We start from the raw sequence: 16,872 nt of genomic DNA, 5'->3' as shown, positions 1-16,872 counted from the left end.
GGGTAGCACGAGGGAATGAAGCGAAGGTTTCAGTGGTGCGTACGATCGTGTCGAGCGAAGTCCATTTCGCGAAGCGATCGTCGCCAGGTATCCATCGGACCTACCCGCGCACGATGAAGCGCAGGGCATAGACGAGGGCGGTAAACGAGATGAGACTCACCGCGTAGAACACCACGAACCACAGCATGCGCCGGTTTCGCCCCGACGCACCCGAGGATTCGTTACCCTCCGAGCCGCTCCCGCCGGGGTCGGCGCCGCGTCCGGCGTCCCTCAATGTCCGTAGCCCCCCGCCTGAATGTCCTCGGCGACTTTGCCGCGAAACACCCAGTAGGCGTAGGCCGTGTAGGCGAGGGTCAAGGGCATGACCACGGCATAGCCGACGAGGGCGAATTGCAGGGCGCTGACGGCGTTGGCGGCCTGCCAGATCGTCATGCGTGGCGGCACGATGTAGGGGAACAGGCTGATGGCGAGGCCGAGGAACCCGAGCAGGAACAGCGCGATGGCGAGGAGGAACGGCGCGAGATGTCGTCCTCCCGCGAGGGCGCGGTGGATGCCCCAGGCCACCAAGGCCGTCACCACCGGCACGGGCGCGACGTAGAGGATGTTGGGCCAGGACACCCAACGCCACTGGATGTCGAGGCCGAGGAACGGCACCCAGGCGCTGACGATGGCGATGCAGGCGACGGTGGCGAGAAGAAACTGCCGGCTCTTGCGGCGCGCCCAGATCTCGAGCTCGCCCGAGGTCTTCATCACGCACCAGGTGGCCCCGAGCAGCCCGTAGCCGCAAACGAGGCCGATCCCCGTCATCACGCTGAACGGGGTCAGCCAGTCGAGGGTCCCGCCGGTGAAGCCGCGCCCCTCCGTCTGGAAGCCCTGCACGAAGGCACCGAGTACCAGTCCCTGCGCGAAGGTCGCCACCAGGGAGCCGTAATGGAAGGCGTAGTCCCACAGCGCCTGCGAACGCTCCGCCTTGAACCGGAACTCGAAGGCGACGCCCCGGAAGATCAGCGCGATGAGCATGAGGATCAACGGCAGGTAGAGGGCCGGCAGCAGGATCGCGTAGGCGACGCTGAACACCGCGAACAGGCCGCCGCCGCCGAGCACCAGCCACGTCTCGTTGCCGTCCCAGATCGGCGCCACGGAGAGCATCATCCGGTCGCGCCAATTCCCCTTCCGGGCGGCGGTGAAGAGGATGCCGACGCCGAGGTCGAATCCGTCGATGACCACGTACATGGCCACCGCGAGCGCGAGCAGTCCCGACCAGATCAGCGGCAGCCAGAAGGCCGGCCCTTCGTAGTCCATGCCGAATCCGAACATCCGACCGCGCCCCCGTCGTCATACCCCCGACAGCAGGTTTAGCCGCACGATCCCCGCAATGCCAACCGGACCCCGCCGGGGCGCTACCGCGACGCGACGCCCCGCCACGGCGGCTGCCGGTCGGCCTCGGCCAAGGTATCGGCGGAGGCCGGACGGGTCGTGCCGAGGCGCCGGACGAGGCCGTCCACCCCTTCGCGCACCAGCTGTTCGCGCGTTTCCGCCGGCATCGCGTCGAAGGCGGCCGCGAGAGCGTGGGCCGGCGCCTGCGGCGACACCGCCGGGAGGGTCGGCACGGCGTCCGGGCGGTCCCTCAGGAGCGCGAGGTAGGACAGGCCGCCGATCACCACGGCGGCACGGATGAGGAACAGCATGGCTCGGTCCAGGGTCCGTACGGGGCGGCGTCGAACAGCGTGAACTCCAGGAACGCACGCGAGTGGTAAAGCAGACATGAGCCGGTGGACACGACTCGTCGCGATGGTGAACGGCGTTTTATTGGGTCTGAGATCGAAAGCGTCGTCGGCTTTGTGGGGCCGATACGATCAGGAGCCGGGCGTCACCGGATTTTTCGGGCGTGCCGCCGCGAGAGCCATCCGTCTCGGACGATGCGGTTACTTTCCGGAAAGCATGTGGAGACGTGCGGCACCCCCCTCGCAAGACTCGCTTAAGTCGGCTCTGCGACGGTTCGGTCAGTCGAGTTCAGGTCGAGCCCGAGTTCAAGTCGAACCAAGGGGCGTCGGACGGGCCGGTAAGGCCTCCATCCGCGCTGTGCGTGTCGGTATTGCGTATCTACGGTGCCCTGGCGTCCCTCATCGATACCCGTTTGGCGGGTCTCGTCCATGAGTCGGTGATCGACGACGCCGCCGTGCGGTTTCGTCATGAGCGCTTCCTCGTCTCGCGCCTGGCCACCGGTTTGGTGATGATGCTGGGTCTGCCGCCCTACCTGCTTCTGCGGGGCGTGCCGAGCGGCATCGAGGCCCTCGCCATCGCCAGCCTGCTGCTCCCGGTCTTCGCCGCCGTCCTCCTGTCGCGCACCGGCATCCTCTGGGTGGCACACGCGATCTCGTCGGCCGGCCTCACCGGCCTCGTGGTCTGCCTCGCGATGATGACGGGCGGCGCCAACTCCGCCGCCGCCATCTGGCTCGTGGCGATTCCCCTCGAGGCCGTGGTCTCGGGCTCGCGCCGGGCAACCCTCGCGGCCGCCATCGTGGCGGCCCTCGGGGCGCTCGCCGTCGCGTTCCTGCCGCCGCTCGGCGTCAGCGGCGTCCTGATGGAATGGTCCCGGACCCTCGCCATGCCGGTCTTCGCCATCACGGCCATCGGCCACATCACCGCCCAGGCCATCGAGCACTTCCGCCACGAAGGCCGGTGGCTCGCCAAGCTGCGCGACAACGAACTGCGCGATCGCATGCTCCTGTCGGCCATCGACGACCTCGTGACCTGGCACGATTGCAACGGACGCGTCATCGAGGCCAGCGCGTCGTCGGCCCGCTTCATCGGCGCCGAGGCAAGCCGCCTGCGCGGTCACGGCCTCCTGGAGCGCGTTCATGTCGGCGACCGGCCGGCCCTGCTTCAGACCCTCAGCGACGTCGCCGCTCACGGCGTGCCCGCCACGGTGCAGTTCCGTCTCCAACTCGACGCCGCCGCCGTGCGGGCCGAGGGGGCGCCCCGCGTGATCTTCGCCGAGATGCGGGCCCACCGCATCGACGCCGCCCGCACCGGCCTGCCCAATGCCCTGGCTTCCGGCTCGAGCGTCGTCGCCGTGACCCGCGACGTCACGGAGCACCGCCGCCACGCCGAGGAATTGGAGCGCGCCCGCGCCGAGGCCGAGCGCGCCGACGAGGTGAAGAGCCGCTTCCTCGCCACCGTGAGCCACGAGCTGCGCACGCCGCTCAACGCCATCATCGGGTTCTCGGAAGTCCTGGCGGGCGAGGGCGCGATGACCATCGGACCGGAGCAGAGCCGGGAATACGCCGTGATCATCGGTGATTCGGGCAAGCACCTCCTCGACGTGGTCAACACGCTCCTCGACATGTCCCGCATCCAAAGCGGCCACTTCGATTACGCGCCGGAGACCTTCGACCTCAACGCCCTCGTGCGGACCTGCTGCGACCTGATGCAGCTCAGGGCCGTGAAGGCCGGCGTGGTCCTCGTCCGCTCCGACGATACCGCACCGATCCACATCACGGCCGACCTGCGCGCCTGCCGGCAGATGATGATCAACCTCCTGTCGAACGCCGTGAAGTTCACGCCGTCCGGCGGGCGGGTGGAGGTCGCCATCCGGCAGGCTGGCCATCACCTCGATCTCATCGTCACCGACACCGGAATCGGCATCGCGGCCGACGATCTGCCCCGGGTCGGCGACCCCTTCTTCCAGGCTCAGAGCGACACCCGCCGCTCGCACGAGGGCACGGGCCTCGGTCTCTCCGTGGTCCAGGGGCTCGTCGGCCTGCACAGCGGCGCCATCGCCATCGAGAGTGTTCCGGGCCAGGGCACGAGCGTCATCGTCACCCTGCCGGTGACCTGCCGGACGCAGGCCAACCTCGCCGGTCCGGCCCCGATCCGCACGGCTTCACGCGTTCCAGGCGCCACAGACACGGCGCGGTCGCCGGCGCCGATCCGTCGGCCCATCGGCCTGTTCGAGGCCTCGTCCGAGCCCGTCCGCGAGAGCTACGTGCCCGACGGAGGTTCGCCCCTGCGGCGTGCCGGATAGGACCGGCCCATCGTCACCCAGAGCGGCCGGACCCGGCCGCTTGCCCCGACCTCCCCATCCGCGTCCCGTGCGCGGGTGGGGCGGCCCAGTTTGAGGGAGCCGCCATGCGCGATCAGCGCGAGATCATCGTCCCGCCTCAGCCGCGCGGACCCCGGGCCGATGCCGCCACCCGGCGTCAGCGCGCCGGCGCGAGCGCACGGCCGGGCGGATGGCGGTCCGATCTCGGCGCTGTCGTGCGTTGGGCCGGTCGCCTGTGCGTGACGCGACCCGGCGATGTTCTCGGCTTCGTCGTCGTCGTCGGTGCCGCGGGATTCATCTCCTTGAATGCGCTGGGTTATCAGATGGGCCGTCATCCGGCCCCGATCTTCCCCAAGCCCGCGCCGCGCCCGATCGCGTCCGCGCCGCGCCCGATCGCGTCCGCGCCGCGCCCGATCACCGAGAAGCCGCCCGCCCGCCGGATCGAGGCGAACCGGCCCGATGCCGGCGAAGCGGCGAGGGCGGCCGTTCCGAAGGCGGCGGTTCCACAGACATCCGCCAAGGCGGACCCCGCCAGCGCCGAGCCGTCGAAGCCGGATGCACCGAAGTCCGAACCTGCGCGGATCGCCCTCATCCAGCCCGCGCCGCGTCCGGTCTCCCGCGACACCATCGGGGAGATCATCCGCGAGGGCGAGACCACGGCGTCCGTTACGCCGAAGGCCGATCCGGCGGTGGCGAAGGCGCAGCGTGCCCTGGTCAAGCTCGGCTACGGACCCCTCAAGGCGGACGGCGTCCTCGGCACCGGCACCCGGGCGGCCATCGAGCGGTTCGAGCGCGACCGCAAGCTTCCGGTGAAGGGCCAGCCCGCCGGCCGCACCCTGCGCGAACTCGCGGCTCGCGCCGCCGCATCGCCGGGCTGATCGCTTTCGCGGGAAATCCCGCTATAGCCGGGCGATGGCTCGTCTGCGTTCGGATTTCTGGGTCTCGGCCCATCTGCGCCGTCTCGGCATCGAGGGCATCGCCGCCGTCCAGCGGCGGCGCGGCGCGGCGGAAGCGGGGGCGATCTTCGTAAAGGTCGATCGCCTCGACGGCCGCGCCGACCTCTACGGGCCGGCGCCCCAATCCCTCGTCGATACGGATGGCGACACGGATCGGCGCTTCGTCGCACTGATGCGCGAGGCCGAGCCCGCCGATGTCGAGCTCCGCATCGGCAAGGAGGTGCGGTTCGATCACGATCTTTGGATCGTCGAGATCGACGATCGCGCCGGCCGGCACCTCCTCGATCTGGCCGAGTAGGCGCGCTCCGCCCGTCGAGGAACGCTCAGGAACTCTGGCGCAGGCGACCGGGGAGGGCGGGGCGAAGGGGCGCGCGCTCGGCGGCGGCCGGCGAGACGCGCGGGCGCGCGGCGTCGGGGGCGTTGTAGGGCTGGTGCGCCCGTGCATCGCCCGCGCGCTCGGGCAGGGCGGTGTCGAGAATGGCGGCGAGCAGGCTGCGTGCGGCGGGGCGCTGAACCTTGCGGAACAGCTTCACCAGGTCGAACACCCGGTCGACGGAGCGGGCCACGGTCTCGTTGAGGGTCAGGAAGACGTAGACGGCCTCCTCCTCGTGAAGGCCCGCGGCACGCAGGGCGAGGGTAAGCAGGTCGTAGCGCAGGTGCGGGTCCGGCGTCGCGGCCAGGAAATCCCGGCGCAGGCCGAGCATCTCGGCGAGCGCTCCGATGAAGCCGGCGATGTCGCCGCGTCCCGAGAAGCCTGTCAGGATCGCGCCGGCCTCGCGCGGCGGAGGCGGGCATGGGCGCAGGGCCGCGGTCGCGGCCACCGCCTCGCCAATGGCGTCGCGCCGGGCTTCGTCGGCGTAGAGGAACAGGGGCGACAGGTCCGCCGGGACGAGGTCCGTGCGCGCCAGGAGCGCCCGGCCGAGGTCGGCCGACCGCCGTCCGCGCCCGACGAGGCGGGCCAGGGTCTCGGCCCCGAGGACGATGTGCGTGTTGCCCGCGAGCGCCAGGTCGACTTCGCCGACCGCACGGGCCGACAGGGCGTTGACGGTGCTCCGGTCGATGTCGGGACGCGCCGCGATGGCGCCGCCCAGATCCGTGCCGTCCGAGAGCGCAGCCTCGATCACCGTCGGGGTGAGGGTGGGCGCCTGCGCGATCACGGCGTCGCGGACGGCCCCGCCGCGCGCGGCCAGGATCGCCAGGATGCCGGGCGGCGTTTCCGGGAAGGCCGCGAGCTTGCGCGCGACGATCTCGGCGGTCTCCTCGTCGACGATGGGGATGAGGCCGCCGGCCAAGGCCTCGAACGCTTCGAGGGTCTTCCGGTCGCGGAACGGTGCGGACAGGAACAGATCCGTCTGCACGCGCAGGATCACGGGTTTCAGATCGAGGGTGTCGAGGCGCGACAGTTCGATCAGGCCGGAGAGGTCCGGCGCATCGTCGACAGATGGGTGCATGGCACTTCGATTACGCAGAACTCGCTGTCCCGAGACTTAGCGTGTTTGCGTGAATCAGCCTTTAAACCCCCGGGGGTGGGCGCGTGTCGTCCTGCGCCATCCCCGCAGATCACAGGGTGTCCATCGACCCGTGATCCGCCGTGGTGTCGCGACGTCTCACACGACGCGGCGATCCTTCCCGTCGGCCGCCTTGTCCACGGCCTTGGGCATCGGAAGGACCACGGGTGTCGACGTGCCGGCCGGCATCGGGTTCGAGGCGGCGGGAATGCCGGACGCCGCGGGGGAGGACGTCGTACCGTTCAATCCAGCAGGCACCGGCGGCTGGGCCGGCACCGGCGGCTTGGCGGACTCCGGCGGTCGGGCCGGTTCCGTGGGCTTCGCGGCGTCCAGGGGCTTTGCGACTTCGATGGGCAAGATCGCCCCCTCCGGCGGCTCGGCCTCGTCCGTCCCGGTCTCCGAGGGGCCGGCCAGAACCTCCGTCGGGGTCTTCCACACGAAGGCGTCGAGGCGGCCGGTGACGGGAGAGACGGGGGCCCAGCGCTCCGATGCGATGCCGTCGGCGATCCACAGGGGGTCGCGCGGGGCATGAGCCGCGCGGGAGAGCCACTCGCGCGAGCGGCCCGTGCCGGCGCCGTGTTCGGCCTCCTCCAGGCGCGCCATGGCGAGGCAGGCCCGCACGGAGGGCCGGTCGGCGAGCAGCGGTGCGAGGGCTTCGCGGGCCTGGGTGAACTCGCGCGCCTCGTAGGCCGCCTGAGCCATGGCGAGGCGAGCCTCGGGATGCCACGACGACAGCCGGGCCAGGGTCTCGGCGCGGGCGAGGCGGTCGCGCACGGAATCGCCGGTGCGCAGGGTCAGGTAGGCCTTGGCGAGATCCGGATGCGGACCGGCGCGCCACGCGGCCTCGATGATCTTGGCGGCCTTCCGCAGGTCGCCGCGGCGCGCGAGCAGGCGCCCGGCCAGAGCCGCCGCCGGTACGAGGTCGGGGGCGAGCTTGACCGCCCGAAGTACCCGCTCGGTGGCGGCTTCCGGCTCGCCGGCTTCGCGCTCCTGCGCGGCCGCGGTGAGGAGCACGGCGCGCTGACGGCGGGCGAGACCCTTCTCGATGAGGCCTAGGGAGGCCCGGCGCTCGACGGTTTCCGTCGCGCCGCTCCAATCGCCGTCGGCGCATTGGGCTTCCAGAACGGCCTCGTTGGCCCAGGTGACGCTCGGAGCGAGGCGCGCGGCCTCGGCCGCGTAGGCACGGGCGGACACGTCGTCCTCGCGGCGACGGGCCTCGACGAAGAGGCCGCGTAGGCCGAGCACCCGGGTCTCGGGATCGTCGACCATGCGCTGGAACGCCGATTCGGCGGCCTCGCGGTCCCCCGAAATCTGTGCGGCCTGGGCCTTCAGCAACAGGGCGAGGGGCTCGGCACCGAGCAGTCGTTCGGCATCGTTGGCGTGGCGCCGCGCCGCCATGGGATCGCCGGAGCCCACCGCGACCATGCCGCGCGACAGGGCCGAGTAGCCCTTGGCCCGGCGCCGGTCGCGCGAGCCGCGCACCAGGGCCTCCGGCAGGGTGATGAGACCGCGCACGATGGCCCAGATGAAGCCGACCACGATGGCGGCGATGAGGACGCCGATCAGCGCGATGGCGAGGCTAGTGGCGACTTCGTAGCCGTTCCACACGATGGTGACGGAGCCGGGATGGTCGGCGACCCAGGTCGCGCCGTAGGCGGCGACGGCAAGGAGGGCCAGGAAGGCGAGAGCGCGCCACATGGGATCAGAAACTCCTGGGCGTGGGGCCGGTCGAGCCGGCGGCGCCGTAATCCGGGAACGGGAGCTTCGGATGCTCCCGTCGATTCATTCGTCGGCGGCATCGGGCGGGGATACCGCCGCGACGGGGCCGTGCCTTACCGCGACGGGCCCGCCGCGGGCAGGCCCTTGAAGGCCTCCGCGAGCAGAGCCTGCGCCGCCTCGCCGGCCGCCGCGCGGGACTTCAGCTTGGTCCCGAACTCGCCGGCCTGGGCGCGGACATCCTCCGGCAAGGCCGCGAAGGCCTGGGCGGCTTCCGCGACGGCGCCCCGGTCGAGGGCGTCCTGCACCTTCGGCAGCGGGTCGGCCGCGGGCGCTGCGCCCTGCGCCGACGGCGCCGCGCCATCGACCTTGCGCACCTGCACGATGGATTCGGCCATGCTCATCAGCTTCTGGCTGAAATCGCCGGTCTCGGCCACCGAACGCACCTGTGCGGAGCGGCGGGCCGCCGCGATCGTCTCGGACACGGTGCGGAATTCGGCCGCAAGAGTACGGGCCGTCGGGGCCCCGCGATCGGCGAAGACCGCCACGGCGGTGAGCCGGGCCGGATCACCCGGCTCGTAGTTGCGCAGGGCGGAAAGGGCGTCGGCGTAGGGCGTTCCGGCGTTTAGGGCGGTCACGATCCGGTCGGCCGAGACCACCCGCAGGGCGGCTTGAACGGTGGCGACCTCGGCGCGCTCGGACAGGGCCTTGTCGAGGCCGGCGATCCTGTCGCCCTGTGCCTGAAGCTGGGTCTGAATCTGACGCTCGATGCCCTTGGCGGCTTCCGCGGCTTGAGTCTTGCCGGCTTCCGCCGCCTGCTGGCTCGCCTGGGTGGCGGCCTGGACCTTGGCGTCGAGGGCCTGCTGCGCGTCCGTGAGCTTCTGGCCGAGGGTGCGCGTCGCCTCGGCGTTGGTCTTGATCGCCTCGGCATTGGCCTTGGCCCGGTCGTCGAGGGCGGTCTGAAGCGCCGCGAGCTTCGGGGTCAGGTCGGGCTGCTCCGTGGGCTTCGGCACGGCGGCGATCTGGGCCTCCACCGCCTTCAGGCGCTCGGCGAGGGCCGTCACCTGCGCGGTGTCGTTGTTCGCGGGCGCCACCGCCATGCGGGCCTCGCCGCCCTGCTGGCCTGGCTCCTCCTGGAGGGCCGAGACACGCTGGTCGAGGCTGTCGAGGCGCGCGGCGACGTCGGGCGGCAGGGTCGCGGTCGCCTGCGGCGCGGTGCCGTCGCCGCTGGGAACCGGCGCGGCGCTGGCCTTTTGCAGGGCCTCGCGGGCCGTGGAGACGGCCTCCGGCACCGCCTTGAGGGCGGTCTCGTTGGACGCGACGCGCTGGGACAGGCGCGCGACCTCGTCCTTCGGCGCCAGCGCCGCGATGCGCTGATCGAGGGCGGCGAGGCGTCCGTCGTCGGCCTGAGGCAGCACGCCCGCGCGTTCGACGGCGAACAGCAGAGCGGCTCCGATGACGCCGCCGAGAAGGCCGGCGGTGGCGACGGAGCCGAAGCCCGGCCCACGCGCCGCCGGTGTTAGCGGAGGCGTCGGCGCGATCTTCGGCGTGGTTCCGCCGGACCCGGCTTTCGGATCGGCCGCCTTGGGAGTCTCGCCAAACTTGCCGGTATCCGAAGGCTTGGTGCCGGCGTCGGGTTTGACACCATCTCCAGGCTTGGCACCATCTCCGGGCTTGGCGTCCGCCGGCTTGGTGGCGACACCCGGCATGATGCCGGCGCCCGTCGCCGACGCTTTCTGGGCCGGTGCCGGATCGGGCAGTCGCTTGGCCTTCAGATCGATGATCGGACCGTCCGTCGCCCCACCGGACGGCTTTGCCGCGCCCTGCGCGCCGCTCGGGAAGGTCGCGGTCCTCGGCGAATCCTTGGGGGGTTCCCTGGAAGCGTCCGGCTTCGGCGGCTCGCTCTTGCCCACCTCGCTCTTGCCGATCTCCGGCTTCGCGTCCTTCGACAGGTCGGCGGACCTTGCCGGCTCCGGCGGCTTCACATCCGCGGGCTTGTCGCCACCCAGCACGCCGGACGCAGCGGCTTTCGGGGCGTCGGGGGATTTGACGCCGTCCAGCGGCCTGGCATCCTTGCCCACGGGCTGGGCGTCCTTGGACGCTTCGGGCGGCTTCGGCGCACCCGGCTGGCCGACGCCCGCAACGGCGGGCTTGGTGTCACTCGTGGAGGGGGCGGTCTTCGGGGCATCGGGCTTGCTCGGCGACGCATCCGGCTTGGCACCAAGGGCGTTCGACGTCGGTGCGTTCGACGTCGGTGCGTTCGGCTTTGCCGGCTCGGGCGGGCGCGTGCCGGACGCATTGCCCGGGCGGTTGGCGTCGCTGTTGGGTGGTTTCACGGTTCGTTGCTCCCTTCCCGACGCTGCCGTCGTCACCCGACACCGGTTCGGTGCCCCCGGGTTCGGCGATCGCAGCCCAGCTTATTCAGATTCGTCCTAGCATCACGGCCCGCGCCGGAGCGAGGCCCTTCCGTCAGGTTCCCGCCACCAAACCCGCCAGAAGGCTCTCCTCGTCCGGCCGTGCCGCCACGAAATGCGCGTCGAGACCCGCCGCGGCCAGGGCGGCGGCCACGTCACTCGACAAGCAGTAATGCTTGAGCGCGCCGAAGGCTCCGCTTCGGCCCGCGCGGCGTGCCAGAAGTTGTGCGGTCTCGGCGCTGCGGCGCGAGTAGTGCAGCACCGCGTCGAGGGCGGCCGGATGAGCCGCCAGTGCCGCCGCCACGGCCGGCGGAAGCGTCGCCTCCGCCACGGCTGCGTAGGCGATGGCGGCGGTGACCGCATATCCCGCCGCCCTGAGGGAGGCGGCCGGCTCGGACTTGCCTTCGGCGCCGGCGACATGGAGGAGGGCGCTGCCAGCCGGCAGGGTGGCGCGGACGAGGGCGGACAAGGCGGCGGCGTCGCCCCCGGCCTCATGCACCGCTTCGAGCCCGGCCCGGCGCGCCAGATCCGCCGTCCGCGCGCCGACGGCGAACGCCGGCAGCGTGGCGAACCGTGCCCGGTCCGCCGCCGTCAGGGCCGCGACGGCATTGGTACTCGTGAGCAGCAGGCCGGCGAAGGCGCCGTCGGGCAGGACCGTGCCCGTGGGGCGGATCGCCAGCACGGGTGCCACGAGGGGCGCGTGGCCGAGCGCCCGGAGTCTCTGCCCCGTCCGCGTCGCCCCCGGCTCCGGCCGCGCCACCCAGATCCGCATTCCACGAAACCTCGTCCAGTCGTTACCCTGCCCCTCGTTGCCCTGATAGCGCCGGGCCGGCTAGGATGCATCCGACGCAGCAGCTCGCCGCCGCAGCCGGTGATGCCTTGACGCGGCATCCGCAGGTTTCACCCGTGCCGCAGGAACGTACCCGCTCCATGACCGTCCGCATCCCATGAACGTCCTGATCCCATGAACGTCCTCGGCATCGAAACGACCTGCGACGAGACCGCCGCCGCCGTGGTCTGCCCCGGCGAGGGCGGACGCGGACGCATCCTCTCCAACGAGGTCCTGAGTCAGATCGCCGAACATGCGGCCTATGGCGGCGTGGTACCGGAGATCGCCGCGCGCGCGCATGTCGAGGTCTTGGACCGGCTCATCCTGCGCGCCCTCGACGGCGCCGGCCTGCGTCTGGCTGAAGTCGACGGCATCGCGGTGGCGGCCGGCCCCGGCCTCATCGGCGGCGTGCTCATCGGCCTCGTTACCGCCAAGACCCTGTCGCTGGTGGCGCGAAAGCCCCTCATCGCGGTCAATCACCTCGAGGCCCACGCGCTCACGGCGCGCCTCACGGACGGGATCGGCTTCCCCTATCTCCTTCTCCTGGCGTCGGGCGGCCACACTCAGCTGGTCGCGGTCAAGGGCGTCGGCGATTACGTGCGGCTCGGCACCACCATCGACGACGCCATCGGCGAGGCGTTCGACAAGGTCGCCAAGCTCCTGGGCCTCGGCTACCCCGGCGGGCCGGAAGTCGAGCGCCTGGCCGAGACCGGCGACCCCGAGCGCTTCGCCTTGCCGCGGCCCATGCTGGGCCGGCGCGAAGCCAACTTCTCCCTGTCCGGCCTCAAGACCGCCCTGCGGATCGAGGCCGAGAAGCTCGCTCCGCTGTCCAGCGCCGACGTCGCCGACCTGTGCGCCGGCTTCCAGGCGGCGGTGGTCGACGTGATCGTGGATCGTCTGCGGGTCGCCATGCGCGACTTCGCCGCCGTCGCCGGGCATCCGACGGCGTTGGTCGCCGCCGGCGGCGTCGCGGCCAACGGCGCCATCCGGCGTGCCCTCACCACCCAGGCCGGGGAGGCAGGCCTCGCCTTCGTGGCGCCACCCGTCGCGCTCTGCGGCGACAACGGCGCCATGATCGCCTGGGCGGGCATCGAGCGTCTGCGCCTCGGCCTCGTCGACGATCTCACCGCGCCGGCCCGTGCCCGCTGGCCGTTCGCCGAGCCCGTCGCCGCGGCCTGACAGGAGCGCCGCATGAGCAAACCCATCGCGGTGATCGGCGGCGGCGCTTGGGGCACGGCGCTCGCCAACGCCGCCGCCGTCGCCGGACATTCCGTGACCCTATGGCTGCGCGACGCCGAGGCCGCCGCACGCCTCGAAGCAACCCGCGAGAACGCACGCTACCTGCCCGGCGTGCCCCTCCACGCCTCCATCCGGGCCACGGCCGACGCATGCGCCTTGCGCGACGCCGGCACGGTACTCATGGTGACGCCGGCCCAGACCCTGCGGACGGTGCTCGCCGACCTCGCCCCGTCTTGGGCCCCCGGGACGGCGATCGTCCTCTGCGCCAAGGGGATCGAGCGCGGCAGCGACCGCTTCATGAGCGCCGTCGCCGCCGAGATCCTCGGACCGGACGCCCCCGTGGCGGTCCTGTCGGGCCCGAGCTTCGCGGCGGACGTCGCCCGTGGCCTGCCCACCGCCGTGACCCTGGCGGCCGCCGACGCGGGGCACGCCGCGCGTCTCGCCACCGCCCTGTCGGGGCCGAACCTGCGCGTCTATCACACGGACGACGTGCGCGGCGTCGAGGTCGGCGGCGCCGGCAAGAACGTGCTCGCCATCGCCTCCGGCATCGTCGCCGGGCGGGGCTTAGGCGAATCGGCCCGGGCCGCCCTCATCGCGCGGGCGTTCGCCGAGCTCATGCGCTTCGCCCGCGCCTACGGCGGGCGCCCCGAGACCCTCATGGGGCTGTCGGGCCTCGGCGATCTCGTGCTCACCGCCTCCTCGCCGCAATCGCGCAACTTCGCCTTCGGTCAGCGCCTCGGAGCCGGCGCCTCGCCCCAGGACGCCGCCGGCGGCAAGCTCGCGGAGGGTGCCTACACCGCTGCGGCCCTGGTCGCCCTGGCGCGGGCGCGGGCCGTCGAGATGCCCGTGGCCGAGGCCGTCGCCGCCGTCGTGGCGGGCGAGGCCAGCGTCGAGACCGTCATCGCCGCGCTCCTGGCGCGCCCGCTCCGGGGGGAGGCCGAGTGAGGATGGGGCCGATCCATGCCTTCCTCGCCGGCGAGGGATCGGACGGCGAAGGACGCCGTCTCGCCGACGTGATCGCGTTCGGCGACGCCCGGATCGAGGGCGTGCACGATTTCATCCAGTGGTGCTTTCCGCTGCGCGAGGCGAGTCTCGCCGTGCCGGGCGCTCCCGTGCTGACCCGCGCCGAGACCGAGGCGATCCGAGCCGACCCGGCGGCGCTCTCGGGTCTTCGGGCGGCGCGTGATCGCATGATGCGCTTCTATGGGGACACCAACGGCTGGCTGCGCGCCCACGATCACAACCACCTGCGCATCACCCGCATCCTTCGGGCTCTTCGCAATCTGTTGGGATCACGGGAGGCGCAAGCGTTTCACGCCTTCGTGACCGTACGCAATGCCGAGGCCGGCGCGCCGATCAACCCGGACAGCCTGCGCTACTGGGCGAACGCGCTCTCGGGGGACTGACGGCCACGCTTCCCGGATGGTATGGCACCCGCCGTTCCCCGGAGATCCGCATGGCCCACTGGCTCTACAAGTCCGAACCCGCCACGTGGTCGTGGGACAGCCAAGTTGCGGCCGGGGCCGCCGGCACCCACTGGAACGGCGTGCGCAACCATGTGGCCAAGAAGAACCTGCAGGCCATGGAAGTCGGCGAGCTGGGGTTCTTCTACCATTCCAACGAGGGCAAGGCGGTGGTCGGCATCGTCGAGGTGATCCGCCCGTACTACCCCGACGATTCCGACGCCACGGGCCGGTTCGGGATGGTGGATCTGCGCGCGGTGGAAGCGCTCCCCCGGCCGGTCACCCTGGAGGCGATCAAGGCCGAGCCACGCCTCGCCGCCATGGTGCTCGCCAACAATTCCCGCCTGTCGGTGCAGCCGGTGACGGAGGAAGAGTGGGCGATCGTGCGGGCGATGGGCGGGCTCGGCTGATGCCTGACCTCACCCTTGCCGCTGGGCCTGCGTCACCGCCACGTGGATGAGTTCGGCGAGCGTTCGGACGCCGAGCTTCTGGCGCATCTGCGAGCAGGCGTTGGTGACGGTCTTGTAGCTCACCGACAGGTCGCTCGCGATGGCGCCGTAGGACTTGCCCTGAGCCAGACGCGCCAGGATCTGCTGCTCCCGCGGCGTCAGCTGGGCCTCGGGCGTGCGGCGCGGGTCCGTGCGCAGCATGGCGACCTCCGTGGCGAGGCGCCGGTCGAGGTAGACCTGTCCGGCACGGACCCGGTCGAACGCCTCGAACAGCTCGCCCGAGGCGTGGTCCTTCAGGACGTAGCCGAGCGCCCCCGCCTCCAGCGCGCGGGCGACGATGACCGGATCGTTGTGCATGCTGAACACCAGGATCCGAACCTGCGGATCGACGCCGCGCATCCGGCGGATCAGCGCCAGGCCGGCGAGGCCGCTGCCCTGGAAGGTCAGGTCGCAGATCACCATGGACGGCTTCAGGCGGTGGAAGGCTCGGTAGGCCGCCACCACCGTGGTGGCCTCGGCGATGCGCTCGATGCCGGCATCCTCCAGCACGCGGCGGCAGCCCTGGAGCACGATGGGGTGATCGTCGACGACCAGGACCGGGGCCCGGAGGGAAGTGGTGTGGATCGCGTTCATGCAGCGGGGATCGCGCTCGAGTCCTCGGACCGTTCGGACTCGAACGGAATCATGATCCGGACAACCGTCCCAGGCCGGCCATTGTCAAGCGCCAATGTGCCGCCCAAGGCCTCGACGCGCTCGCGCATCCCCGACAAACCCAGCCCGACCCGGTGGTCGGGCGTGATTCCGCGGCCATCGTCATGCACTTCGATGGCGAGGTGCGATCCGGAGCCGTCCTGAACTTCGCCCGCCTCCACGGTGACGCGCGCGGCCCCGCCATGCCGAACGGCATTGGTCATGCTCTCCTGGATGCAGCGGAAGACCGTGAGATCGGTGACGTCGCCGTAGCCGGCCCCGAGGCGATCGAACGTGCCCGTGAAGGATGTCCCCGAGTGCCGGCGGGTGAAGTCGCGCAGGAGCAGGACGAGGCAATCGGGCAGGGGCACCTGACCCAGGGCATGCGGGCGCAGGCGGTTGAGGAGGTCGCGGTTGAGGGTCTGGACTTGACCCACGATGGCGCTGATCTCCTCGGCGCGCTGGGTCAGCTTCCCCCGGTCCGGCGCCGCCTCGGCGGCGGCCATGCGGATCACCGAGGCGGCGTTGGCTTCGAGGGCGAACAGGCAGGGGCCGAATTCGTCGTGGAGCTCGAGGGCCGTCGCCCGCCGCTCGTCGTCCTGGGCGGAGAGGAGCTGGCGGTTGAGGCGCCCGTTGGCGGCACGGGTTTCCGACAGGGCCTGGGCCACGCTGTTGAAGCGGGCGGCGATGACCGCGAGTTCGCGCGAGGCCGGCGGCGCGAGGCGTGCGGTGTAATCCTGCCGTTCGAGCTGGGTCAGGCCATCGGCGACCTGCGTCAGGGGTGCCAGCACCCGGCCGAAGGCGACGTAGAGGGCGGCGAGGAGCCCGAGGCTGACGATGAGGCTCGCCAGCGACAGGGAGACGGCGTAGCCCCAGACCTCGTCGATCTCGTCCCGCGGCTGGGTGGTGATGCGAGCGGTGCCGAGGCGCTTGCCCTGGACCACGATGGGCAATTCGTGCTGGCGCGGCTCGGGGGCGATGAGGGCGACGAACCAGTGTGGTGCGTCGTAGGCGTCCCGGCGCTGGCGATGCGACGGTGCCGGGACGACGGCGCCCGCCGCGTCGAGGACGGTGACGCGCACGTGGCGCAGGCCCTGCACACGCAGGCGCAGGGTCTGCAGCAGGGTGTCGGGCGAGGCGGCCTGCGCCAGATCGATGGTGTCGGAGACGAGAAGCTCGACATTGGACAGGGCCGCCTTCATCTCGACCTCGACGGCGGAGCGCGCGTTCAGCACGATGACCCCGCACGAGAGCAGGGCCGCCAGGAGATCGATAGCGATGACGAGGACGATCATCCGCGTGCGGGTCGGCCAGCGTGCCCACAGGGTGGGGCGGGCCGCCCAACCGGGCGGGCTCGATGCGGGGGCCGTCGTCATGGTGGGGGTGCCGGGAAGCGGATGAGGGACGTTCCACTTGTAGCCGAGTCCGGGCGGGATGGAACGTGTAGCCCCGCGCCGTCCCGTCCCGATGAATCCGCGGGGATCCGGGACCGGCTCGCCGCATTCCTCGACGATCCGGCCACCCGGTGGAGTCTCGGCGGATTCGGTGCCGGGGCCGAGTTCG

At 71.8% G+C, this 16,872-nt stretch carries 16 protein-coding genes; 7 read left to right on the top strand and 9 right to left on the bottom strand.

The features are described 5' to 3' along the window. Positions 1–100 precede the first annotated feature (100 nt). The 3 genes from ASF25_RS22650 to ASF25_RS09435 form a co-directional block, all read right to left on the bottom strand. Positions 101–274 carry a hypothetical protein gene (locus tag ASF25_RS22650; RefSeq protein WP_156368925.1) on the bottom strand — a complete coding sequence of 58 codons (174 nt, stop codon included), beginning with the start codon at positions 272–274 and terminating at the stop codon, positions 101–103. Continuing rightward, positions 271–1,317, bottom strand: a complete 1,047-nt coding sequence (gene cydB, locus ASF25_RS09440; RefSeq protein WP_056304438.1) for a cytochrome d ubiquinol oxidase subunit II — start codon at positions 1,315–1,317, stop codon at positions 271–273. The genes ASF25_RS22650 and cydB overlap by 4 nt, the downstream gene beginning before the upstream one ends. 83 nt (positions 1,318–1,400) lie before the next feature. Continuing rightward, positions 1,401–1,688, bottom strand: coding sequence for a hypothetical protein (locus tag ASF25_RS09435; RefSeq protein ID WP_056169872.1), 288 nt, complete (start codon positions 1,686–1,688; stop codon positions 1,401–1,403). Positions 1,689–2,086: 398 nt separating this feature from the next. On the opposite strand from ASF25_RS09435, the gene ASF25_RS09430 reads away from it, so the two are divergent. The 3 genes from ASF25_RS09430 to ASF25_RS09420 all read left to right on the top strand — a co-directional run bounded on the left by ASF25_RS09430 (position 2,087) and on the right by ASF25_RS09420 (position 5,299). Continuing rightward, positions 2,087–4,027 carry a PAS domain-containing sensor histidine kinase gene (locus ASF25_RS09430; protein WP_056169869.1) on the top strand — a complete coding sequence of 647 codons (1,941 nt, stop codon included), beginning with the start codon at positions 2,087–2,089 and terminating at the stop codon, positions 4,025–4,027. Positions 4,028–4,131: 104 nt separating this feature from the next. Then, complete coding sequence (locus tag ASF25_RS09425) at positions 4,132–4,923, top strand: peptidoglycan-binding protein (RefSeq protein WP_056304437.1); 792 nt, start codon at positions 4,132–4,134, stop codon at positions 4,921–4,923. Between the two features lie 34 nt (positions 4,924–4,957). Then, positions 4,958–5,299 carry a DUF1491 family protein gene (locus ASF25_RS09420; RefSeq protein WP_056304436.1) on the top strand — a complete coding sequence of 114 codons (342 nt, stop codon included), beginning with the start codon at positions 4,958–4,960 and terminating at the stop codon, positions 5,297–5,299. A 25-nt stretch (positions 5,300–5,324) separates the two neighbouring features. Here the strand turns inward: ASF25_RS09420 and ASF25_RS09415 are convergent, their stop codons facing one another. From ASF25_RS09415 to ASF25_RS09400, 4 genes are all read right to left on the bottom strand, one after another. Then, positions 5,325–6,452 carry a DUF2336 domain-containing protein gene (locus ASF25_RS09415; RefSeq protein WP_056169859.1) on the bottom strand — a complete coding sequence of 376 codons (1,128 nt, stop codon included), beginning with the start codon at positions 6,450–6,452 and terminating at the stop codon, positions 5,325–5,327. Between the two features lie 156 nt (positions 6,453–6,608). After that, positions 6,609–8,207, bottom strand: a complete 1,599-nt coding sequence (locus tag ASF25_RS09410; RefSeq protein WP_056304435.1) for a heme biosynthesis HemY N-terminal domain-containing protein — start codon at positions 8,205–8,207, stop codon at positions 6,609–6,611. A 134-nt stretch (positions 8,208–8,341) separates the two neighbouring features. Next, positions 8,342–10,561 carry a hypothetical protein gene (locus ASF25_RS09405; RefSeq protein ID WP_056304434.1) on the bottom strand — a complete coding sequence of 740 codons (2,220 nt, stop codon included), beginning with the start codon at positions 10,559–10,561 and terminating at the stop codon, positions 8,342–8,344. A 133-nt stretch (positions 10,562–10,694) separates the two neighbouring features. After that, positions 10,695–11,411: a uroporphyrinogen-III synthase gene (locus ASF25_RS09400; RefSeq protein ID WP_056304433.1), complete on the bottom strand. Its 717-nt coding sequence runs from the start codon at positions 11,409–11,411 to the stop codon at positions 10,695–10,697. Between the two features lie 192 nt (positions 11,412–11,603). Between ASF25_RS09400 and tsaD the strand changes: the two genes are divergently transcribed. From tsaD to ASF25_RS09380, 4 genes are read left to right on the top strand one after another with little or no spacing between them, the layout of a single operon-like run. Next, the gene (gene tsaD / locus ASF25_RS09395) at positions 11,604–12,647 is read left to right on the top strand and encodes a tRNA (adenosine(37)-N6)-threonylcarbamoyltransferase complex transferase subunit TsaD (RefSeq protein WP_056169847.1); all 1,044 of its coding nucleotides are present in this window, start codon (positions 11,604–11,606) and stop codon (positions 12,645–12,647) included. A 12-nt stretch (positions 12,648–12,659) separates the two neighbouring features. Beyond that, entirely contained in the window at positions 12,660–13,652 is a 993-nt protein-coding gene (locus tag ASF25_RS09390) for an NAD(P)H-dependent glycerol-3-phosphate dehydrogenase (protein ID WP_056304432.1), read from the top strand. A gap of 2 nt (positions 13,653–13,654) precedes the next feature. After that, positions 13,655–14,113: an opioid growth factor receptor-related protein gene (locus ASF25_RS09385; protein WP_056304431.1), complete on the top strand. Its 459-nt coding sequence runs from the start codon at positions 13,655–13,657 to the stop codon at positions 14,111–14,113. A 50-nt stretch (positions 14,114–14,163) separates the two neighbouring features. Further along, a complete protein-coding gene (locus ASF25_RS09380; protein WP_056304430.1) occupies positions 14,164–14,580 on the top strand; it encodes an EVE domain-containing protein in 417 nt (138 codons plus the stop codon). Positions 14,581–14,589: 9 nt separating this feature from the next. On the opposite strand, the gene ASF25_RS09375 is transcribed toward ASF25_RS09380, so the two are convergent. Together ASF25_RS09375 and ASF25_RS09370 are read right to left on the bottom strand one after the other, a co-directional pair. Then, the gene (locus ASF25_RS09375; RefSeq protein WP_056169834.1) at positions 14,590–15,252 is read right to left on the bottom strand and encodes a response regulator transcription factor; all 663 of its coding nucleotides are present in this window, start codon (positions 15,250–15,252) and stop codon (positions 14,590–14,592) included. Next, positions 15,249–16,685, bottom strand: coding sequence for an ATP-binding protein (locus ASF25_RS09370; protein WP_056304429.1), 1,437 nt, complete (start codon positions 16,683–16,685; stop codon positions 15,249–15,251). Before ASF25_RS09370 ends, ASF25_RS09375 begins: the two co-directional genes overlap by 4 nt. Positions 16,686–16,872 lie beyond the last annotated feature (187 nt).

The organism is Methylobacterium sp. Leaf100, from assembly GCF_001422845.1.
Lineage (GTDB): Bacteria > Pseudomonadota > Alphaproteobacteria > Rhizobiales > Beijerinckiaceae > Methylobacterium.
Note: the sequence above shows the minus strand (reverse complement) of the source record. Positions and strands in the feature narration are given on the sequence as shown.

Coding starts and splice junctions, on each gene's coding strand:
- ASF25_RS09370 (WP_056304429.1), bottom strand. CDS start 16,685: ATGACGACGGCCCCCGCATCGAGCCCGCCCGGTTGGGCGGCCCGCCCC.
- ASF25_RS09420 (WP_056304436.1), top strand. CDS start 4,958: ATGGCTCGTCTGCGTTCGGATTTCTGGGTCTCGGCCCATCTGCGCCGT.
- ASF25_RS09415 (WP_056169859.1), bottom strand. CDS start 6,452: ATGCACCCATCTGTCGACGATGCGCCGGACCTCTCCGGCCTGATCGAA.
- tsaD (WP_056169847.1), top strand. CDS start 11,604: ATGAACGTCCTCGGCATCGAAACGACCTGCGACGAGACCGCCGCCGCC.
- ASF25_RS09385 (WP_056304431.1), top strand. CDS start 13,655: ATGGGGCCGATCCATGCCTTCCTCGCCGGCGAGGGATCGGACGGCGAA.
- ASF25_RS09375 (WP_056169834.1), bottom strand. CDS start 15,252: ATGAACGCGATCCACACCACTTCCCTCCGGGCCCCGGTCCTGGTCGTC.
- ASF25_RS09410 (WP_056304435.1), bottom strand. CDS start 8,207: ATGTGGCGCGCTCTCGCCTTCCTGGCCCTCCTTGCCGTCGCCGCCTAC.
- ASF25_RS09390 (WP_056304432.1), top strand. CDS start 12,660: ATGAGCAAACCCATCGCGGTGATCGGCGGCGGCGCTTGGGGCACGGCG.
- ASF25_RS09400 (WP_056304433.1), bottom strand. CDS start 11,411: ATGCGGATCTGGGTGGCGCGGCCGGAGCCGGGGGCGACGCGGACGGGG.
- cydB (WP_056304438.1), bottom strand. CDS start 1,317: ATGTTCGGATTCGGCATGGACTACGAAGGGCCGGCCTTCTGGCTGCCG.
- ASF25_RS09435 (WP_056169872.1), bottom strand. CDS start 1,688: ATGCTGTTCCTCATCCGTGCCGCCGTGGTGATCGGCGGCCTGTCCTAC.
- ASF25_RS09380 (WP_056304430.1), top strand. CDS start 14,164: ATGGCCCACTGGCTCTACAAGTCCGAACCCGCCACGTGGTCGTGGGAC.
- ASF25_RS09425 (WP_056304437.1), top strand. CDS start 4,132: ATGCGCGATCAGCGCGAGATCATCGTCCCGCCTCAGCCGCGCGGACCC.